The sequence below is a fragment of the Curtobacterium sp. Curtsp57 genome, assembly GCF_047324335.1.
In the GTDB taxonomy this organism is placed as follows: Bacteria; Actinomycetota; Actinomycetes; order Actinomycetales; family Microbacteriaceae; genus Curtobacterium.
This window is the reverse complement of the sequence record NZ_CP168511.1, coordinates 1798465-1817446: the sequence shown is the minus strand read 5'-3', so window position 1 is coordinate 1817446 and position 18982 is coordinate 1798465. Positions and strand designations below refer to the sequence as shown.

The following is an 18982-nucleotide window of genomic DNA, read 5'->3' as shown; positions in this document are numbered from 1 at the left end:
AGTGACCCCGCTCCCGCGCCCGCAGATCGGCACGACCGGACCGGTGGTCCGGCGTGCCGACGCGCCCGTCGTGCACCGGCCCCGTCTCGTCGACCGCGTCGAGCGCGCGCTCGACGACGGGTGCCCGGTCGTCGTCGAGGGGCCGCCGCGCGCCGGGGTCACGACACTCGTCGAGGACTGGGCCGACCGGACACGACGCACGGTGGTGGTCGTCTCGGCCGGCACGGGCGACGAGGCGGTCACGTCCGCGGTGGCGGTCGCCGCCGCCGGTGACCCGGACGGGAGGCACGCCCTCCTCGTCGACGACGCGCACCTCCTCGGGGCGGCCGGCTCCCGTGCCGTGGTCGAGTTCGCCGCACACGGTGCGCTGGTGCTGGCGGGCAGGGTCCCCGGGCCCGACGGGATCGACGACCCGGTCCGGATCGGGCCGGGCGACCTCGCCCTCGACGCCGCGGAGACCGCCACCCTGGTCGGCCGTGCGGTCGGCGTCGTCGTGGCACCCGCGGTCGTCGCACGGGCGACGGAGTCCGCGGCGGGCAACGCCGGGGTTCTGGCCGCTGCGAGCGGGCTCCTCGCCGCCGAGGACCGTCCGCCCGTCGACGTCTCCGCCCGGTTCCGCCGAGCCACCGACCGTGCAGCAGCGGAATGGGTCGAGGCGACGCTCGACGACCCGGGGCTCCGGGACTTCGCCGAACGTGCCGCGACCGCCGCGCACGCCCCGGCCGACCTCGTCCGGCACCTGACCGGTGTGACGGACCTCGTCGCGCGCTACCGAGCCGCTGCCGCCGCCGGGCTCGGCACGGCCGCGTTCGGCGGCATCGACCAGACCGACGCGTTCACGTGGCACCCCGCGGTCGCCGCCGCACTCCGGCGTGCCGCCGCCCGTCGCGACCCCGAGGGGGTCAGGGTCCGCGCCGAGCAAGCGGTGGCGTGGTCGCTCGAGCACGAGGCGACCGTCCCGGCGATCGACGCCGCCGTGCAGCTCGGCGACCTCGACGTCCTCTCCGACGTCCTCGTCCGCAACTGGACCCGCATCACCGGACCGGGCGCACCGGTGATCGCCCGCATCCTCGACCCGATCCAGCCGCGCCGAGCAGCCGACCACCCGGTGGTCCTCGCCGCGATCGCCCGGGCAGAGGCGGCCGCCGACCGGCACCACGCACGGGCATCCCGCGTGAACGCCGCCGTGCTGCCAGCGATCGCCGCGCGGACGTCCGGCCTCCCTGCCCACGAGCTGCCGTTCCTCGCCGCCGTCGACGCTCAGGCGCGACGCATCGCCGGCGACGACCGCGGTGCCCGCCGCGCCGCGGCGACCGTGGGGCGGGCCCTCGCCGTGCTCGACGGTGACGGGCGCACGGAACTGGCACCGCGCCTCCCGTACGTCCTGCAGCAGGTCGCCGCGACCGCGCTGATGGACGGCGACACCGAGGGTGCCCTGGCGACGCTCGCCGGGATCGAGCCGGCGCCGGGGCCGGACGGACCGCTGCAGCAAGCCGCCGTCGACGGGCTCACCGCGTTCGTGCACGCCCTCGCCGGGGAGGTCGGCGTCGCGCGACGCCTGCTCGAGACCGGCGACGCGCTCGACGTGCCCACCGGGGTCCTGGCGAGCGCCGTCGTCGCGCTCGAGGACGGCGACCCCGACCGTGTCACCGGGCTGCTGCGGCGCATCGATCCGCTCTTCGGCGCGTTCGAGCACTGGCCGATCGTGCTCGCGCTGCGTGCAAGGGCGACGACCATCTCGGGACGGGTGCCACCGGCGGACCAGCTCGCGATGCACGACGCCGAGGTGCAGCGCTTCCGGCTCCGGAGCGCGGCGACCGGGGTCGCGGCGCGGTTGCTCGCGCGCTCCCGCATCCGCCTGCAGCTCGCGGCGGGGCAGCTGCGGCAGGCGGAGCGCTCCCTGGACGCGCTCGGGCCGGTGCGGGCGTGGACGGCGGCGGAGCACGTGGCGCTCGCGCTCGCCCGTGACGAACCGGACCGGGCGCTGCGCGTCGTCACCGCGGTGTCGGTGCGGTCCGGGTACGAGGCCAGGACGTCTGCGGTGCTCGTCCTCTTCCGGGCCGTCGCACTCCGGCGGACCGGGGACGTGCTCGGTGCCGTGGCGTCCTTCCGCGAGGCGCTCGACCTGTTCGAGCGGCACGGCATGCGCGGCGAGCTCCTGACGCCACCGCGGGACGACGTCCTGCAGCTCGTCGAGGCCGCGGACGACCCCCGTGGGCGCGCCTACCTGGAGCCGTTGCTCGGGCTCAGGTCGGTGATGCCGGGGCCGGACGTCGCCGTGACGCTGTCGGGACGGGAGTCGGTCGTGCTCGGGCTTCTGGCGGAGCCGCTCAGCCTGCCGGAAGTCGCGGCGGAGCTGCACGTGTCGGTGAACACCGTGAAGACCCAGGTCAGGAGCGTGTACCGGAAGCTCGGGGTCTCCGGCCGTCGCGAGGCCGTCGAGCAGGCGCACGGCCTCGGGCTCCTCGGCCGCTGAGGGCAGCGCCGCGTCTCGTGCCGCGCTCGTCGTGCCGCGCGCCCTGCCCCGCGCGCCCCGTGCCGCGCGCCCCGCCCCGACTGGTCGCGACACCCCGCCTGCGTCTCGCGCAGTGGTCGCAACCCGTCGGAGCAGGCGACGCGCGCCGACCGATGGTGACCACTCGGCGGAGGTGAGTGGCGTGTCGTGACCGGGGGAGCCTCCAGGGCGGCGCGCGTCAGCGCTCCGCGGTGGTGCGGCGTGCGACCAGGCGGGGTTCCACCAGCAGTTCCGTCGCGGCGAGCGACGGGTCGGCGATGCGGGCGAGCAGACGCTCGCCGGCGCCTCGGCCGATCTCGACGCTCCGGTCGTCGATGCTCGTCAGGCCCACGTACCGCGTCGCGGCGACCGGGGTGTCGTCGTAGCCGATGACGGAGACGTCCTCGGGGACCCGGAGTCCGCGTTCGGCGAGGGAGGACATCGCGCCGAGCGCCATCACGTCGTTCGCGCCGAAGACCGCCGTCACGTCGGGGTGCTCGTCGAACAGCGCGGTGGCGGCACGGAAGCCGGCGTCCTCGGTGAGTTCCTCCGGCAGGGTGGACACGTGCACGGTGGCTGCCTCGCCGACGCCGTCGCGGAACCCGGCGAGGCGTTCGGTCGCGGCCGCCGAACGGGCGCCGACGAACCCGAGTCGGGTGTGCCCGAGGCCGATGAGGTGTTCGGCGGCCATCCGTCCGCCCGCACGGTCGTCGTTCGCCACGGTGTCCGCGCGGGGGATCGAGACCCGGCCGCCGGCGATGACGAGCGGGGTCGAGGCGGGGATCGCGAGGTCGGTGTCCGGTTCGCCGGCGATGACGAGGCCCTCGACGCGCATGGACAGGAAGCCCTCCACCGGGGAGGCGTCGAGTCCGGTGTTGAGGAACCGGTCGGCGACGACGAGGCGGTGCCCCTGGTCCTGCAGCGACTCGCGGAGCCCGGTGAGCAGATCCACGAACCACTGGTTGCGGAAGTCGTCCAGCACGACGCCGACGGTGCGGCTGCGGGTACCGGCGAGCGACACGGCGGCGGTGGAGGGACGGTAGTCGAGCTCTTGGATCGCCTTGAGCACGGCGGCCCGTCGCCCGTCGCTCACGCGCGGGGAGCGCTGCAGCACGAGCGAGACGAGCGACTTCGACACCCCCGCCCGGGCAGCGACGTCGTAGATCGTCGCGGGTTTCGCGTCTCCCATAGTCAGCATCGACCTCCGGCTTGCGTCCTTGCGATCGTATCGGTGTCCGACTGGGTGGTGTCCCCGCCGATGGCCCGCTCCATCCACGGCGCGCGGACGCGGGGCGGCGCGGACGCGGGGCGGGACGGGGCGGCTGGCGCGTCAGCTGCGCGGGTGTCCGAGCGGGACGTCCGCCAGGCCGCCGCCGAGGAACGTCATGTCCTCTGGCGGCAGGTCGTCCCGCTCATCGACGGGGAGCACCACCGACGCGTCGTCCCGGGGCCGGAACCCGATCCGCTCGCCCGCCGCGAAGTCCGCCGGGGCGCCGGTGTTCCGCGACACCGCCCACACGACGTGGTGCCCGGCATCGGTCAACGCCACCGTTGCCGCAACCAACCGGGCGAGGTCGTCCGGGGAGCTCCACATGAGCAACGCCCGTCGGGAGTCCGGCCGGTCCCCGAACGCCCCGATGCGTGCCGACACGATCGACATGTCGTACCGGTCGGCGAACAGGCTGCCGAGGAGCTCCATCGCAGCCTTCGTGAAGCCGTAGTACGAGTCCGGCCGGGGGAGTCGGTCGCCGGGGACGCTTCCGGCAGCGGTGTCCTCGGGTACCCGGCCGACGGCGTGGATCGAGCTCGCCTGCAGCACGCGGAGCACTCCGGAAGCCGCAGCGGCCTCGAGGACGTTCTTGGTCCCGGTGACGTTCGCGTCGATCAAGTCTTCCCAGGTGTCCTCGGTGGGGATGCCGGCCAGGTGCACCACGGTGTCGACCCCGGGGAGTGCGAGCTCGAGCGCGTCACGGTCGTTCACCGAACCCGGGACGAACCGCTCGCGCTCGCCGACCGCCGGGTCGGGCGGTCGTTCGTCGAGCAGCACGAGGTCGTGTCCGGCGTCGAGCAGCCTCGGGCGCAACGCGGTCGCGATGCGTCCGGCCGCCCCGGTGATGAGCAGCGTCGCCATGCCCGAGACCGTACGCGTGGCGGGGCGCGCCCGTCCGCTCCCGGCCGCTGGCGCGGATCGCACCCGCACAACGGAAAGCACTCCGTGCCGTGGCGTTGCGCGGCGCGGAGTGCTTTCGGTTGTGCGAACGGGCGCCGGGAGCTCCCCGGCCCGGCCGGCCCCTACCCGATCAGGCTCGGGCGCAGGTCCCGCAGGGTGCGGGAGCGGCCCTGGCGGGCAGCGACCACGAAGGTGACGAGCAGCGCGCCGACGAGCCAGCACGCGAGCGTCCCCGCGTCCGACCACGCGGCACCCATCGACCCGCCGTACATCGTCTGCCGGAGTGCGTCGACCGAGTACGTCATCGGCAGCGCGAAGTGGAGCGCTGCCAACGGGCCGGGGAGCGTCTGCCAGGGGAACGTCCCGCCGGCCGTCACGAGCTGCACGAGCATGAGCACCAGCCCGAGGAACTGCCCGACGGAGCCGAGCAGCACGTTGAGCGCCATCAGGATCGCCGCGAACGTCGCCGACGCCAGCACCATCACCCCGATCGTCGCCCCGGCGTGCACCACGTTCAGGTCGAGCGCGAACCGCACGATGAAGAACAGCGCCACCATCTGCACGATCCCGAGCACCACGGGCGTGAGCCACCCCCCGAGGACGATGGACAGCGGCTTCCGCACCGCCGTGATGGCCCGCTTGGAGATCGGCTTCAGGATGAGGAACAGCGCGTACATGCCGATCCACGCAGCCAGCGAGATGAAGAACGGGGCCAGGCCCGCGCCGTAGTTGTCCGCTGCCGCCACGTTGTCGTCGCCGACCTTCACCGGGTCGGAGATGACCGACGCCTGCGACTCACGCTCCGACGCGTTCGACGCCGGGATCTTCGTCCGGCCCTCGTCGAGCTGTGACGCGAGCGTCGATGCGCCGTCCCGCAGCGAGTGCAGCCCCGTCGCCAGGGACTGCGCGCCGTCGTCCGCGGTCGCGGTGCCGGAGGCCAGGGTCGCTGCGCCGTTCGACAGCGTCGGCGCAGCGGCGGCCAGTGCCGAGGTCCCGGAAGCGACCTGCGACGCCCCGCCCGACAGCGTCGACGCACCCGAGGCGGCCGAGGCGATCCCCGAGCTCAGGGGCGGTGCTGCGGCAGCGAGCTGCGACGCGCCGTCGGACACCTGCTGCGAGCCGTCCCGCAGCTGGTCGACCTGCTGGAGCTGGGTCTTCGCGGTGGCGAGGTCGGCCTGCACCTTCGGGTCGTCGAGCTGCTGCTGGACCCCTGCCTCCAGGACCGCCTGCACCTCTGGTGTGATCGTCACGCCCTGCTCGGCCGCGCGGGCAGCGACCGCGTCGACGACCTTCTGCGCGGACACGTCGTCGAGGAACGCGAGCGCCGGGTCGGTGGCGTCCGCCAGCGTCTTGTTGCCGGCAGCGACCTTCGCGGCACCGTCGGCGAGCGCCGCGGTCTGCGCCGGCAACGCCGCGGTCTGCTCCTTCGCCGACTGCAGCCCAGACGACAGCGTCGACGCACCCGACGCGACCTGCTGCGCGCCGTCGTTCAGCTTCCTCGTCTGGGCGGGGAGCGAGGCGGTGCCGGATGCGAGCTGGGACGCGCCGGAGCGCAGCTGCGACGTCCCGGCAGCGAGCTGGTCCGCACCGTTCGACGCCGTGGTGGCACCAGAGGCGAGCTGCCCCGCGCCGTCGACCGCGTCCCCGAGGCTGTCGCGCACGTCGGCGAGCCCGACGAGCAGCGTCTTCGCGGCCTTCTTGCCGACCTGCTCGGCAACGGCCGTGCGCATGGTCTTGCCAGCCTGCTCCGCGATCGTCGAGGCGAGGTACGAGTTCGTGTCCGCCGTCGTCATCACGAGTTCTGCGCGCTTCGGGTCGTTCGACTGCGCCGACACCAGGGACTCCGAGAAGTCGTGCGGGATCGTCACGACGAAGTCGTACGTGCCGTTCCGGACCCCGGAGCGGGCGTCCGCCGCCGAGGTCTTCGACCACTTGAAGTCGCCGCCGTCGATGGCGCGCTTCGTGACGTCCTTGCCGTAGTTCACGGTTTCGCCGTCGAGCGTTGCACCGGCGTCCTGGTTGACGATCGCGGCCGGGACCTGGTCGAGCTTGGCGTACGGGTCGCGGTTCGCCCACAGGTACGCGCCGCCGTAGAGCAGCGGCACGACCATGAGCGCGATGAACGCGAGCCGTGCGAGCGGGGTCGCGGTGAGTCGCGCGAGTTCCGCGCGGATGAGCGAGGTGGTGGTCACGAGCGGGTCTCCAGGTGGTCGGACTGGAGGCTCGGCTCGCCTCCGTCGGTCCGGGTCACGTCATCGGGACCGTCGGTTTCGGTCGTGCCTTCCGCAGGCACGTCTTCTGTGGGTACGGGGATGGTCGCCAGGAGGCGCTCGGCGGTGGCCGCCGCGGCCTTCGAGGTGACGAGCAGGACGGTGACGCCGCGCATCGCGACGTCCCGCACGACGGCGAACCAGCCCTCGACGGAACCGCCGTGGCGTTCCGGGGAGGTGATCACGAGGCCGGTGACCCCGTCGCGGAGCAGTGCGAGCTCGACGAGCAGCCGCACGCGGACGTCGGTCGGCACGCGCTGCACGTGGGTGTCGGCGTACGCGGTCATGCCGAGTTCGTCGAGCACGGTGTCGACGTGCTCGCGGGAGGGACGACGCCCGGCGAACGCGAGCTCTTCGCGCACGATCCGGCGGAGCGTCATCACGGGGAAGGGTTCGGCGATCCCGGGGGTGTCCACGAGCGCGAACGCCCGTCGGATCGCCGCGGGGTCGTCGTGTCCGTCGACGAGCACGCGTCCGGTCTCGGGCTTCATACGGCCGCCGGCGACGAGCGACGCCAGGACCGGCGCCTGCTCGGTCTCGACGGCGACGATGCCCGGACGGTGCGGTCCGGCGACGGCGGACACGACGGGGAGGGCCGCGCCGGGCTCCTCGCCGATGCCGGCGTGGTCGATCTCGAGCTTGGTCATGCGAGGTCCTCTTCGGAGCTGATGGGTTCGGTGAGGAGTGCGGTGCGCCAGTCGATGCCGGCCATCCCGAGTGCCGAGATCACGACCATCCTGCGCCCCTCGTCGTCCGGGGTTGCGGAGCGGGTGGCCTCGTCGAGGACGGCGATGCACGCCCCCTCGACCAACCGGCCGAGCGTGGCGGCATCGACGTCGTCACGCATCGAGCCCTCGGCGATCCCGAGCGCACAGGCGTCGCGGACCTGGGCCCTGAGCGGCGCGAACACCTCGGCGACGGACTCGCCGAACGGGCTCCTGACGGCGATGCGGGCCATCGAGCGGACGTGCGAGACCTCTGACCAGAGGGTGACCGCGATGGCGGCGATGCGGGCGGCAGGGGGCAGGTCGCCGAGGTCCGAGGAGGTCGGCATCGCGGCGGCGATCCGGGACGCCCCGGCGGTGACCACGGCGCGGACGAGGTCGTCGCGGGAGGGGAAATGTCCGTAGACCGCACGACGGGAGAGCCCAGCGACGGCCGCGATCGACTCGATCGAGGCGTCCGGGTCCCGCTGCAGGGCGGTCTTCGCGGCGTCGAGCAGTGCGGCCCGGTTCTCGGTCGCATCGCGGCGCGGAGCGCGGACTGGGGCGTCAGGACTGGTCACGCCACCCATCGTAATAACTTGCACACCGCTGTGCAAGATCGCAGGAAGGGGTACCCCCGAACGGGGGACGTCCCCCAAAGTGCCGACTCCCGCGCCTGAGCAGCAGCACATAGCTTCTGAGCAATTCCCAAGCAACACGGACGGAGCCAGGAGTGCGCCCAGTGAACCGTGCAACACAGGACCCGAACACCCCCAACCCGAGACGCATGACCCGAGTCGTCACCGCGCTCGTCGCGGCCGGAGCCCTCGCCTGCGGCGGTCTCGCCGTCGGTGGCACGGCGTCTGCCGCGCCGGCCGGTGTCGCATCGGCCGACCTGAAGCTGTCGGCACCGCTGCGGAGCGCGAAGCCCCAGACGACGATCGCCGCCTTCGTGCGGACGACCGGCGAGGGAGCGCTCGCCGTGGACGCCAAGGCGAAGGGCGGCGACCTCACGCAGTCGAAGAGCCCGTCCGGCGCCGCGAAGCAGCGGGTGTCGGCGATCAAGTCGACGACCGCGGACGTCCGCGACGCCGTGCGGTCCGCCGACGCCGACGCGACCGAGCTCTACACGACCGAGTACACCGTCCCCGGTGTCGCCGTCGTGGCCGACGTGGCAGCGCTCCGCAAGGTCGCCGAGCGCTCCGACGTCGAGAGCGTCATCCCGCTCACGCCGAAGAAGATCGTCGACCCGACCGTCAGCGAGCGCGCCGACGCTGCCCCGAGCGGGGTCGACCCCGACGTCGTCAAGCCCGGCGCCGACGGCGTCAGCCCGAAGAACGCGGCGAGCGACGTCTACACGCGTGCCCTCGACGCGTGGCAGCAGACCGGCCACACCGGCAAGGGCGTGAACGTCGCCGTGCTCGACACCGGCCTCGACTACACGCAGGCGGACTTCGGCGGCCCCGGCACGACGGAGGCGTACGAGCAGGCGCTCGCGAGCTCGAGCGCCCCGGACCCGAGCTGGTTCGACGCGAAGAAGTTCCTCGGCGGCTACGACTTCGCCGGCCCCACGTACAACGCGGACCCGGCCTCCCCGGCGTACGACCCGACGCCGAAGCCCGACGACAACCCGATCGACGGCAAGGGTGGCGACCACGGCACCCACGTCTCCGGCACCATCGCCGGGTACGGCCTCGACGCCGACAAGAAGACCTTCGAGGGGGACTACGAGAAGCTGACCACGCAGTCCGTGCAGGACATGTGGATCGGCCCAGGCACCGCACCGGAGGCCGGGCTCTACGCACTCAAGGTCTTCGGTGACGGCGGCGGTTCGACCGACGTGACCGGTGCCGCGCTCGACTGGGTCGGCCAGGCACTGACCGAGGGCAAGGACATCAACGTCCTCAACCTGTCGCTCGGCTCCGACTACGGCGCACCGGACGACCCCGACAACGCCAAGATCGACGCGCTCACCGCCCGCGGTGTGCTGCCGGTGATCGCCTCGGGCAACGCCGACGACTTCACCGACATCGGTGGCTCGCCGGGCAACGCCGAAGGAGCCCTGACGGTCGCCGCGAGCGCCACCGGCCAGAGCCTCTACGACGGCGTCCAGGCGACCGCTCCCGCTGACGTCGCGAAGACCTACCGCGCGCAGTACTCGCAGAACTACCAGGGCACGTTGCCGGTCGAGGGTGACGTCGTCGTCCCGACCACGAACGTGGACGGCTGCGCTGCCTTCAGCGCGGACGAGGCCGCGAAGGTCAAGGGCAAGGTCGTCTGGCTGAAGTGGACGGACGCCGCGCTCGAGTGCGGCTCCGGTGTCCGGTTCAACAACGTCCAGGCCGCCGGCGGAGTCGGCGTCCTGCTCGCCGGGACGATCAACACCTTCGACAGCGGGATCGCGGGGAACGCTACCATCCCGGGTGCCGAGCTGACGGCGGACAGTGCTGCGAGCCTCCAGTCCGCTGCCCAGGCCGGGACCCTGCACGTCAAGTTCGCCGACGAGCTCAAGGGCTTCCAGCTCGCGACCGACGCCGACGCCGTGAACACGCTCGCGCAGTTCACCAGCCGTGGCGTCCACGGGTCGTTCGACGACATCGTCAAGCCGGACGTTGCCGGCCCCGGGGTCAACGTGATCTCCGCGGCCAACGGCACCGGTGACGGACGCATGTCGATGAGCGGCACCTCGATGGCGACGCCGGACGTGGCGGGCATCGCCGCGCTGACGTTCGAGTCGCACCCGACGTGGTCGGCACCGGACGTCAAGGCGACGATCATGAACACCGCGACGCACGACGTGCGGGACGGTGACGGGAACGCGACGCTGCTGCGGCAGGGGACCGGTCGCGTCGACGCGCTGCAGGCGGTCACCGCCGGCACCACGGTGCGCAGCGTCGAGAACGACCAGCTCGTCACGGCGTCGTTCGGTGTCGTCGAGGTCGCCTCGCCGACCACCGAGAAGCGCACGCTGCAGATCAAGAACACCGACGGTCGGCCGCACACGTACGACGTGGCCTACGAGTCCCGCGTCGCGCAGTCCGGCGTCGCGTTCTCGATCGACAAGCAGCGCGTCACGGTCGTGCCGCACGGCACCGCCACCGTCACCCTGACGATGACGATCGCCGACCCGACGAAGGTCGGGCGCACCATCGACCCGACGCAGGAGTCGACGACGCTCGGGTACCAGCGCGAGTTCGTCTCCGCTGCGACCGGTCTCGTCACCTTCACGCCGACCGACAAGAAGTTCAACCCGCTGCGGATCGGCACCTACGCCGCGCCGAAGCCGGTGAGCGCCGTGCACGGTTCGGACGTGTCCTTCGAGAGCGACTCGACCGAGTCCTCGATCGCCCTGGCCGGCCGCGGTGTGACCGGAGCCCTCGTGGCCCCGTTCGTCCTCGGTGGGACCGACCCGCAGGAGTCGTTCCCGGACGGTTCGGCGAAGCAGTCGCTCCAGGCGGCGGACATCAGGGCCTACGGCGCGAACGCGTCGGACGGCACGCTGGCGTTCGGCGTCCAGACGACCGGTCCCGACGCCAACCCCGGCGCCGTGACCAACGTCGAGGTGCTCATCGACGCCGACCGTGACGGCACGCCGGACTACCTGGTGTACGACGCCAAGTCGGCCACGGTGGACGCCACGTTCGCGACGACGATCGACCTCGCCACCGGTGCGACGCTCGACTCGCAGCCGCTGAACGGGGGCGCCCCGGGTCAGGACGTCAACACGTTCGACAGCGCGGTGAAGGTGCTGACCGTCTCGCAGGAGGCGATCGGTGTCACCGGCGCGTTCGACTACTCGGTGCTCACCGAGTCGGCGTACGCACCGGCACTGGCGACGAGCGGCTCGTACGTGGTCGACGACACGAAGTCCGCGACGTTCGACCCGTCGGCTCCGGCTGTGTCGTTCGGTGGCGTCCTGTTCCCGGACAGCGGCTCGATCCCGGTGACCCGTGCCGCAGGTACCTCGTCCGCGAGCGTGCTGCTGCTGCACCTGCACAACGCGGTCGGCGACCAGGTCGACACGGTGTCGACGACGGTCGCCGCGCCGAAGCTGGCGCTCCGCGAGGGCAGTGCGGTCACGGTGTCCGGGACCCCGAAGGTCGGCAAGAAGCTGACCGCCGCTCCCGGGGACTGGAACGCACGGGGCGTGAAGTTCTCGTACCAGTGGCTCCGTGACGGGTCCGTCGTGGACGGTGCGACCACGAAGAAGATCAAGCTGGGCACGTCGGACGTGGGGCACACGTTCCAGGTCCGCGTGACCGCCACGGCGAAGGGGTACCAGGACGGCACCGCGACCTCGGCGTCGACCGCGAAGGTGACGCGCAAGTAGCCCGACCGGACAGGGCCCGTGGATCGTCTCCACGGGCCCTGTCCATGCCATCAGGTGCGTGTCCCGGATATGTAGTTAGACAAACTAGTCAATCGGTGGCACGGTTGTCCCCATGCAGAACACGTTGTCGCAGCTCCGGCAGAACCCCGTCGAGTGGCGCCGTCGTGGCCTGACCCCGCCGGATGTCATCCAGGCGATGGTCAACGAACGGCTCGCCGAGCCGGGCCACAACGCCCCGATGACGAACCCCAGTTACGCAGACTTCTTCCGGTCCTGATCCCCGGCAGAAGAGACGCGCGGACGCGATCGGGTCGCGGCCGTGGATGAGAGCGACGGGAGGCACGGTGCCAGCTGGCACCGTGCCTCCTGGTCGTTCCTGCGGTCGCCGCGGTCCCGGTCCGCGCGCTCGCCTCGGCGCAGGTAGCGCGGAAGTGGCCGTCCGATAGACTCGGGTGGACCACCGGCCCGACGGTCGCGTGAGGTCCTCCGCGAACGTGAGGAGAACCAGATGCCCGCAGCAGTCATCATCGGAGCCCAGTGGGGTGACGAGGGCAAGGGGAAGGCGACCGACCTCCTCGGCAGCCGCATCGACTACGTCGTCAAGTTCAACGGTGGCAACAACGCCGGGCACACCGTGGTCGTCGGGGGCGAGAAGTACGCGCTCCACCTGCTGCCGTCCGGCATCCTGACCCCCGGTGTCACGCCCGTGATCGGCAACGGCGTCGTCGTCGACCTCGAGGTCCTGTTCCAGGAGCTCGACGCGCTGAAGGCCCGCGGCGTCGACGTCTCGAAGCTCCGCGTCTCGGCGAACGCCCACGTCATCACGCACTACCACCGCACCATCGACAAGGTGACGGAGCGCTTCCTCGGCAAGCGGCAGATCGGCACCACCGGTCGTGGCATCGGCCCGAGCTACGCGGACAAGATCAACCGCGTCGGCATCCGCATCCAGGACATCTTCGACGAGAACATCCTGCGCCAGAAGGTCGAGGCAGCCCTCGACCAGAAGAACCACCTGCTGGTGAAGGTCTTCAACCGTCGCGCGATCGACCCCGAAGAGGTCGTCGAGTCGCTGCTGTCCTTCGCCGAGCGCCTGCGCCCGATGGTCGCGGACACCGCTCTCGAGATCCACCGGGCCCTCGAGCGGGGTGAGACCGTCCTGTTCGAGGCCGGTCAGGCGACCATGCTCGACGTCGACCACGGCACGTACCCGTTCGTCACGTCCTCGTCGGCGACCGCGGGTGGCGCGGCGACCGGGTCCGGCATCGGCCCGGGGAAGATCCAGCGCGTCATCGGCATCGTCAAGGCGTACACGACCCGCGTCGGCGCCGGGCCGTTCCCGACCGAGCTGTTCGACGAGTCGGGGGAGTTCCTCCGCGCGAACGGCTTCGAGTTCGGCACCACCACGGGCCGTCCGCGTCGCTGCGGCTGGTACGACGCCCCCATCGCCCGGTACACGGCGCGCATCAACGGCGTGACGGACTTCGTGCTCACGAAGCTCGACGTGTTGACCGGGCTGGAGACCATCCCCGTGTGCGTCGCGTACGAGGTCGACGGCGAACGCGTGGACGAGGTCCCCGTGTCCCAGTCGGACTTCCACCACGCGAAGCCGATCTACGAGGACTTCCCCGGCTGGACCGAGGACATCACGGGTGCCCGTTCGTTCGAGGACCTCCCCGCGAACGCCCAGGCGTACGTCCTGGCGGTCGAGGCGATGTCCGGCGCGCGCATCTCGGCGATCGGCGTCGGCCCCGGCCGTGACGCGATCGTCGTCCGTCACGACCTGCTCGGTCAGGACGCGGCCTGACGATGCGGATCCTGTTCGTCTGCAGTGGCAACATCTGTCGGTCACCGCTGGGCGCACAGGTCCTGGAGGCTCGGCTCGGCTCGATGGCGTCGTCGTACGTCATCGAGTCGGCCGGCACCATCGCCCAGGACGACATGGCCATGGACGGTGCGGCCGCCGCGCAGTCCGTCCGGCTCGGCGGCGACCCGTCCGAACATCGGTCCCGTTACCTGACGGAGTCGATCGCCGCTGGCGCCGACCTCGTGCTGACCGCCGAGCGCTCGCACCGCGCCGACGTCGTCCGTCTGGCGCCGCGAGCAGCGAAGCGGGCGTTCACGATCAAGCAGTTCGCGCGGGTGCTCGACGGGCTCGAGCCGTCGGACCTCGCCGATGTGCACTCGCCGGAGGCCCTCGTCGAGCGGATCGCCCGGCTCCGCGGCACCGTCGCGCCGCCGGCCGACCCCGCTGACGACGACGTCGACGACCCGTACCGCCGCTCGGAGTCGACGCACGCCCGCGTCGCCGACGAGATCGACCGGGCGCTCACCCTGATCGCCGACGCCCTGCGCGCGGTCGCGTAGGGCGGCCGAGCGCTCAGCGCGAGACTCGGGCGGGGGCGTCCGGCGCGGCGGACCGGGCGAGCACGTGGCGGTCACGGCTGGCGGCGGCGCCGGCGCACCCCTGGACGACGAGCAAGGCCAGCAGCACCCCGATGGGCACCGTCCACCCGCCCGTCGCCGTGTGCAGCAGCCCGATCCCGAGCGGCCCGAGGCCCGCGAGCAGGTACCCGATGCCCTGCGCCATCGTCGACACGTGCGCGGTGTGCCTGGCGTCCGGCGAGCGCCACACGATGTAGCTGAGCGACAGGCTGATCGCTCCGCCCTGTCCGAGGCCGAGGAGCGTCATCCACATCCATGCCCCGGCGGCGGGCGCGACCGCGAGCCCGACGAACCCCGCCATGCAGAGCACGACGACCACGAGCACGGGCACCCACGACGGCCGGATGCGTCGGGCGATCGCCGGACCCGCGATGCCCGTGAGGATCCCCGGCAGGCTCGAGTACGCCAGCATCAGCCCCGCCGCGTGCGCGGAGACGCCGGCGTCCTGCAGCACCGTCGGCGCCCAGGTCAGGAACGCGTAGTACGACAGGCTCTGCAGCCCCATGAACCCCGTCACGGCGATCGCCACCGGGTCGCGGAGGAGCGCCGACATCCGGGGCTCGCCGGCCTCGGACGGGGCGTCGGCCGCGCGGTTCCGTCCGGCGACCCGCACGTGCCCCGGGTTGTGCAGCGCGCGCGGCAGCCACACCAGGAACGCCAGCACGGCGGGGAGCGCCCAGAACGCCAGCGCCGGTCGCCACGACCCGCCGAACGCCGTCATGAGCGGCACGACCGACGCCGACGCCACTGCAGCGCTGAGGAAGAGCATCGTCGAGTAGAGCCCCATCATCAGCCCGACCCGGTGGGCGAAGTCGCTCTTGATCGCCGCCGGCATGAGCACGTTCGCGACCGCGATCGCCGCCCCCGCGAGGACCGTGCCGCCGTACAGCGCCCATCCCTGCGGCTCGAAGCGGAGCGCGATGCCGAGCGCGAGGATGGCCATCGTCAGCCCGAGCAGCCGGTGCAGTCCGACCCGGCGGGTGAGCAGGGGCGTCAGGAACGCGAACGCCCCGAACGCGAACACCGGGATCGTGGTGAGCAGGCTCGCCGCTGACGGTGTCAGGTGGAGCGACCGCTCGATCGCCGTGAGCACCGGCCCGACCGAGGCGACGCCCATGCGCAGGTTGATCGCGATCAGCAGCAGTCCCGCCCCGACGTACCAGGCGGCGAGCACACGGCGGCGTCGCGCGGGCGGGGGCACGGTCGTGGGGAGCGGGACGGAGGCGGTCGAGGTCATGTCCTCATCCGACCACCTGCCGCCTGCTGCTCGGAACACGTACACTGCCGCTCGATGTCGAAAACCCGCCGCCTCGAGGACATCGAGATCGACGACCGCCTGACCGACGGCCGGTCCGAGGCCGCGTTCCTCTTCGACCACGCCGAGACGACGACTTCCCACACCCACACCCGCGGTCACCTGGTGCACGCCGCCAGCGGGGTGCTGTCGCTCATCACCGACGACGGCGCCTGGATCGCCCCGCCCAACCGCGTCGCGTGGGTGCCGGCCGGCGCCGAGCACCGGCACCGGGCCCACGGGGTGACCGACATGCGGGTCGTGTACCTGGAGGCGGACGCGGCCATGTCCCTGCCGTCCGGACCTGCTGTGCTGGCGGTCACCCCGCTCGCACGGGAGGCCCTGCTCGCCGCCACCGCGTCGGCACCGCGTTCCGAGGCGGCGCGGTCCCACCTGCGTGCGGTCATCGTGGACGAGGTCGCGTCCGCGCCGGAGCAGCCGCTGCACCTGCCGGAGGCGCACGACGTGCGGCTGCGCCGGGTCGTGGTGATCGTCGAACGCGACCTGACCGTGGCGTGGTCGCTCGGTGCCCTGGCGCGGGAGACGGGCGTGGGGGAGCGCACCCTGACCCGGCTGTTCCGCGACGAGACGGGCATGGGGTACCGGCAGTGGCGGCTGCAGCTCCGCGTGCACCGGGCGCTGGTGCTGCTCGCGCAGGGGTGGTCGGTGACGGACACCGCGGCGGCGTGCGGGTGGGCGACGACGAGCCAGTGCATCGAGCAGTTCTCCCCGCTGGTCGGCATGACCCCTGGTGCGTACCGTCGAGACGTGGGGAGCATGGGCGGATGACCGAGCGTCACGGGACCGGGTCCTGCCGTGGTGCTCCCCGCGCTGCGGCCGGACACCTGGCAGCGGGATCGTGCCCGATCCGCTGACTCGGTGGACTGTCCGCTCCGCGAGTACCCCGGTGGGGGACGTGTACCCCGAAAATGCGTCGCACCGTCCCGCGAATCCGGGAAGTGACGATGGCCCGTATGAACAGAACCCGTGAATCGGCGGGGGCCGCTGGCGAGTGGAGGGCCGGACGCCATACGGTTTGAGGACCGCAGGATGTACCCCGGAACGTGACAGGAGCAGCGCGATGAGCATGACCGACAGCCGCACGAAGACGCAGCGTGACGTGACCCTCGACACCGACACCGTCGACACGATCGCCGTCCTCGAAGCCGAGACCGTCAGCGCCGCCCGGCCAGCTCGCGCCAAGCTCACCTGGACCCAGGAAGACGCCGGCGAGTGGATCGCCAACTACGGCGGCTACTTCGGCGGTTCGGTCGACAAGCGTGACGGCCGCTACGTCGCCTCGGACACGTTCGGCCTCGTCGTCGGCGAGTTCGACTCGCTCGAAGACGCCCAGGGCCACCTCGCCGACCAGCTGCACATCATGCTGCCGCCGGTCATCCGCCCGGTCGACTAGTCGAACAGCACCACACCCCCTGAGCACCACACCCCTGTACGTCCTGAGGAAGGAACCATGAGCATCGCCGAGTCCCACCGCCCCGACACCGAGGCGAAGCTGGACACCGAGACGATCGAGGTCATCACCGCGATCGAAGCCGAGGTCGTCACGCCGTCGACCCCGACCCAGGCGCGCATCATCTGGTCGCGCCCGGACACCGGCCTGTGGGCCGCGAACTACGGCGGGTACTACGGCGGCACCGTCGACCAGCACGGCGCGCACTACTTCGTGTCCGACACCTTCGGGCAGTACGTCGGCGACTACCGCACGCTCGACGAGGCCAAGGTCGCACTCGCCGAGCGCCTCAGCCGGGTGCTGCCGGACGTCGTCCGCGCGGCTCGCTAGCCGCATCGACCACGGGCTGACCGCCCGCGCAGCCGTCGCTACGCGCTGACGAGCTGTCCCGGTGCGCCGGTCAGCGCCGGTGCCGTCGCGACGGCATCCCGTCGCAGCGCCACCACGGTGACGTCGTCGTCGTGCTCCGTCGATCGGGCGAGTGCGATGAGGCGCTCGACGATCGCTCCGGGGCTCGTGTCCTCGCGTGCGATCGCGGCGACGCGGTCGATCGTGTCGAGTTCGCCGCCGAACAGGTCGAGCACGCCGTCGCTGATGCACACCAGCACGTCGTCCGGTCCGAGTCGGGTCTCCGTCGCCGTCCACACCTCGTCGAGCCCCAGGCCGATCGGCAGATGCGACGACGCGAGTCGCTCGGCCGAGCCGTCCGGTCGCGCGATCACCGTCAGCCCGTGGCCGGCGTCGACCCACCGCAGCACGTCGCCGTCGATCCGGGCGTGGAACAGCGTCGTGAAGCCGGCCGTCGTCTCCACACGGTCCGGGTCGATCGCGAGGCCCTGCGACGCCCGGTGCACCGCAGCAGCGGGATCCGGTTCGGTACGGGCGCTCCGCAGCACGGCGCGGACCGCGGCTGCGAGCAGCGCGGAGCCGACGCCCTTGCCCATCACGTCGCCGAGTGTCAGCGCGAGGCCGCCGTCCGTCTCGTACCAGTCCAGGAAGTCGCCGCCGACGCTCTTGGCGGGCAGGCACGTCCCGGCCACGCGGTACCCGGAAACCTGCCCCACCGACCGGGGGAGCAGTGAGCGCTGGATCTCGGCAGCCCGCTCGATCTCGGCCTGGACCACGGCCTCCCGGTCGCGCGAGCGCCGGAGCTGCGCGCCGTGCAGGCGGCTGAGCTGGTTGACCACGATCGCGAGCGTGCCGTACGCGATGAGCACCACACCGAGCCGGACGAACTCGGCGGTGGGGTCGATCACTCCGGCGCCGAACAGGAACGGCGTCAGGATCACGACCGCCGTGCCGAGCGCGGAGTACAGGATGAAGCGACGCCCCTCTTGCGCGGCGAGCCACACCACGGGGAGCACCACGAGCGCGGTGAACACCGACGTCGACGATCCGGTGGACCACCGCAGCATCCCGAGCGCCAGGAAGTCGATCGCCGGCACGATGTTCACCAGCGCGGGGACCGAGCGGCCGCGGACGCCGATCACTGCGGACCAGAGCGTGGCGACGATGGTCAGCGCGATCGCGGTGAACAGCCCGCCCTCGTCGCTCACCGTGAGCTGCGGGATCGTCAGGGACAGGACCGTCGCCATCGCGACGAGCAGCGCGAGCGGAGCCTGCTTCATCAGCGGCGTGAGGGACCAGCGTTCGAGGAGTCGGTTCATCGTGTGCATGGGTCGCCTCCGCTCACCGCCCTGATCCCGGGCCCGTCGTGTCCTGGTTCGGGACACACCTGGTGTTCGGAGTCCTCGAGATCAACGCTAGGTCGCGACACCGGGCTGCAGCACCCCCAGAGTGCGGG

General features: G+C 72.2%; 15 protein-coding genes. 8 read left to right on the top strand and 7 right to left on the bottom strand.

What is annotated here, in order from left to right:
• Window position 1: 1 nt before the first annotated feature.
• Entirely contained in the window at window positions 2–2476 is a 2475-nt protein-coding gene (locus tag ACEN9V_RS08570; protein ID WP_413602893.1) for a LuxR C-terminal-related transcriptional regulator, read from the top strand.
• A gap of 217 nt (window positions 2477–2693) precedes the next feature.
• Here ACEN9V_RS08570 and ACEN9V_RS08565 read toward each other — a convergent pair whose 3' ends face one another.
• From ACEN9V_RS08565 to ACEN9V_RS08545, 5 genes are all read right to left on the bottom strand, one after another.
• Window positions 2694–3683 (bottom strand): LacI family DNA-binding transcriptional regulator, encoded by a 990-nt coding sequence (locus ACEN9V_RS08565; RefSeq protein ID WP_402728073.1) that lies wholly within the window; start codon window positions 3681–3683, stop codon window positions 2694–2696.
• A gap of 141 nt (window positions 3684–3824) precedes the next feature.
• A complete protein-coding gene (locus tag ACEN9V_RS08560; protein ID WP_413602892.1) occupies window positions 3825–4625 on the bottom strand; it encodes an NAD-dependent epimerase/dehydratase family protein in 801 nt (266 codons plus the stop codon).
• Between the two features lie 161 nt (window positions 4626–4786).
• A complete protein-coding gene (locus ACEN9V_RS08555; RefSeq protein WP_413602891.1) occupies window positions 4787–6856 on the bottom strand; it encodes a YhgE/Pip family protein in 2070 nt (689 codons plus the stop codon).
• Window positions 6853–7581, bottom strand: coding sequence for a hypothetical protein (locus ACEN9V_RS08550; RefSeq protein ID WP_413602890.1), 729 nt, complete (start codon window positions 7579–7581; stop codon window positions 6853–6855). The genes ACEN9V_RS08555 and ACEN9V_RS08550 overlap by 4 nt, the downstream gene beginning before the upstream one ends.
• Window positions 7578–8219: a TetR/AcrR family transcriptional regulator gene (locus ACEN9V_RS08545; RefSeq protein WP_413602889.1), complete on the bottom strand. Its 642-nt coding sequence runs from the start codon at window positions 8217–8219 to the stop codon at window positions 7578–7580. The genes ACEN9V_RS08550 and ACEN9V_RS08545 overlap by 4 nt, the downstream gene beginning before the upstream one ends.
• A 206-nt stretch (window positions 8220–8425) precedes the next feature.
• Here ACEN9V_RS08545 and ACEN9V_RS08540 point away from each other — a divergent pair, with 206 nt between their 5' ends.
• The 4 genes from ACEN9V_RS08540 to ACEN9V_RS08525 all read left to right on the top strand — a co-directional run bounded on the left by ACEN9V_RS08540 (window position 8426) and on the right by ACEN9V_RS08525 (window position 14335).
• On the top strand, window positions 8426–11968 hold the full coding sequence (locus ACEN9V_RS08540; protein WP_413602888.1) for a S8 family serine peptidase: 3543 nt from the start codon (window positions 8426–8428) through the stop codon (window positions 11966–11968).
• 112 nt (window positions 11969–12080) lie between these two features.
• Complete coding sequence (locus ACEN9V_RS08535) at window positions 12081–12245, top strand: hypothetical protein (RefSeq protein ID WP_281266854.1); 165 nt, start codon at window positions 12081–12083, stop codon at window positions 12243–12245.
• Window positions 12246–12476: 231 nt separating this feature from the next.
• Entirely contained in the window at window positions 12477–13775 is a 1299-nt protein-coding gene (locus tag ACEN9V_RS08530) for an adenylosuccinate synthase (RefSeq protein WP_413602887.1), read from the top strand.
• Window positions 13776–13777: 2 nt separating this feature from the next.
• Window positions 13778–14335, top strand: coding sequence for a low molecular weight phosphatase family protein (locus tag ACEN9V_RS08525; RefSeq protein ID WP_413602886.1), 558 nt, complete (start codon window positions 13778–13780; stop codon window positions 14333–14335).
• A gap of 13 nt (window positions 14336–14348) precedes the next feature.
• Here ACEN9V_RS08525 and ACEN9V_RS08520 read toward each other — a convergent pair whose 3' ends face one another.
• Window positions 14349–15650 carry an MFS transporter gene (locus ACEN9V_RS08520; protein ID WP_413602885.1) on the bottom strand — a complete coding sequence of 434 codons (1302 nt, stop codon included), beginning with the start codon at window positions 15648–15650 and terminating at the stop codon, window positions 14349–14351.
• 54 nt (window positions 15651–15704) lie between these two features.
• On the opposite strand from ACEN9V_RS08520, the gene ACEN9V_RS08515 reads away from it, so the two are divergent.
• The 3 genes from ACEN9V_RS08515 (at window position 15705) to ACEN9V_RS08505 (ending at window position 17508) form a co-directional block, all read left to right on the top strand.
• Entirely contained in the window at window positions 15705–16496 is a 792-nt protein-coding gene (locus ACEN9V_RS08515) for an AraC family transcriptional regulator (RefSeq protein WP_413602884.1), read from the top strand.
• A gap of 292 nt (window positions 16497–16788) precedes the next feature.
• Window positions 16789–17121 (top strand): hypothetical protein, encoded by a 333-nt coding sequence (locus tag ACEN9V_RS08510; protein ID WP_413602883.1) that lies wholly within the window; start codon window positions 16789–16791, stop codon window positions 17119–17121.
• Window positions 17122–17178: 57 nt separating this feature from the next.
• Window positions 17179–17508, top strand: a complete 330-nt coding sequence (locus ACEN9V_RS08505) for a hypothetical protein (RefSeq protein ID WP_413602882.1) — start codon at window positions 17179–17181, stop codon at window positions 17506–17508.
• Window positions 17509–17546: 38 nt separating this feature from the next.
• Here the strand turns inward: ACEN9V_RS08505 and ACEN9V_RS08500 are convergent, their stop codons facing one another.
• Window positions 17547–18854 carry a PP2C family protein-serine/threonine phosphatase gene (locus tag ACEN9V_RS08500; RefSeq protein WP_413602881.1) on the bottom strand — a complete coding sequence of 436 codons (1308 nt, stop codon included), beginning with the start codon at window positions 18852–18854 and terminating at the stop codon, window positions 17547–17549.
• Window positions 18855–18982 lie beyond the last annotated feature (128 nt).

Bases quoted from the DNA above. Each gene is read 5' to 3' on its own strand.
- ACEN9V_RS08565 (WP_402728073.1), bottom strand. From the start codon at position 3,683: ATGGGAGACGCGAAACCCGCGACGATCTACGACGTCGCTGCCCGGGCG.
- ACEN9V_RS08560 (WP_413602892.1), bottom strand. From the start codon at position 4,625: ATGGCGACGCTGCTCATCACCGGGGCGGCCGGACGCATCGCGACCGCG.
- ACEN9V_RS08550 (WP_413602890.1), bottom strand. From the start codon at position 7,581: ATGACCAAGCTCGAGATCGACCACGCCGGCATCGGCGAGGAGCCCGGC.
- ACEN9V_RS08540 (WP_413602888.1), top strand. From the start codon at position 8,426: ATGACCCGAGTCGTCACCGCGCTCGTCGCGGCCGGAGCCCTCGCCTGC.
- ACEN9V_RS08535 (WP_281266854.1), top strand. From the start codon at position 12,081: ATGCAGAACACGTTGTCGCAGCTCCGGCAGAACCCCGTCGAGTGGCGC.
- ACEN9V_RS08530 (WP_413602887.1), top strand. From the start codon at position 12,477: ATGCCCGCAGCAGTCATCATCGGAGCCCAGTGGGGTGACGAGGGCAAG.
- ACEN9V_RS08525 (WP_413602886.1), top strand. From the start codon at position 13,778: ATGCGGATCCTGTTCGTCTGCAGTGGCAACATCTGTCGGTCACCGCTG.
- ACEN9V_RS08520 (WP_413602885.1), bottom strand. From the start codon at position 15,650: ATGACCTCGACCGCCTCCGTCCCGCTCCCCACGACCGTGCCCCCGCCC.
- ACEN9V_RS08515 (WP_413602884.1), top strand. From the start codon at position 15,705: ATGTCGAAAACCCGCCGCCTCGAGGACATCGAGATCGACGACCGCCTG.
- ACEN9V_RS08510 (WP_413602883.1), top strand. From the start codon at position 16,789: ATGAGCATGACCGACAGCCGCACGAAGACGCAGCGTGACGTGACCCTC.
- ACEN9V_RS08505 (WP_413602882.1), top strand. From the start codon at position 17,179: ATGAGCATCGCCGAGTCCCACCGCCCCGACACCGAGGCGAAGCTGGAC.
- ACEN9V_RS08500 (WP_413602881.1), bottom strand. From the start codon at position 18,854: ATGCACACGATGAACCGACTCCTCGAACGCTGGTCCCTCACGCCGCTG.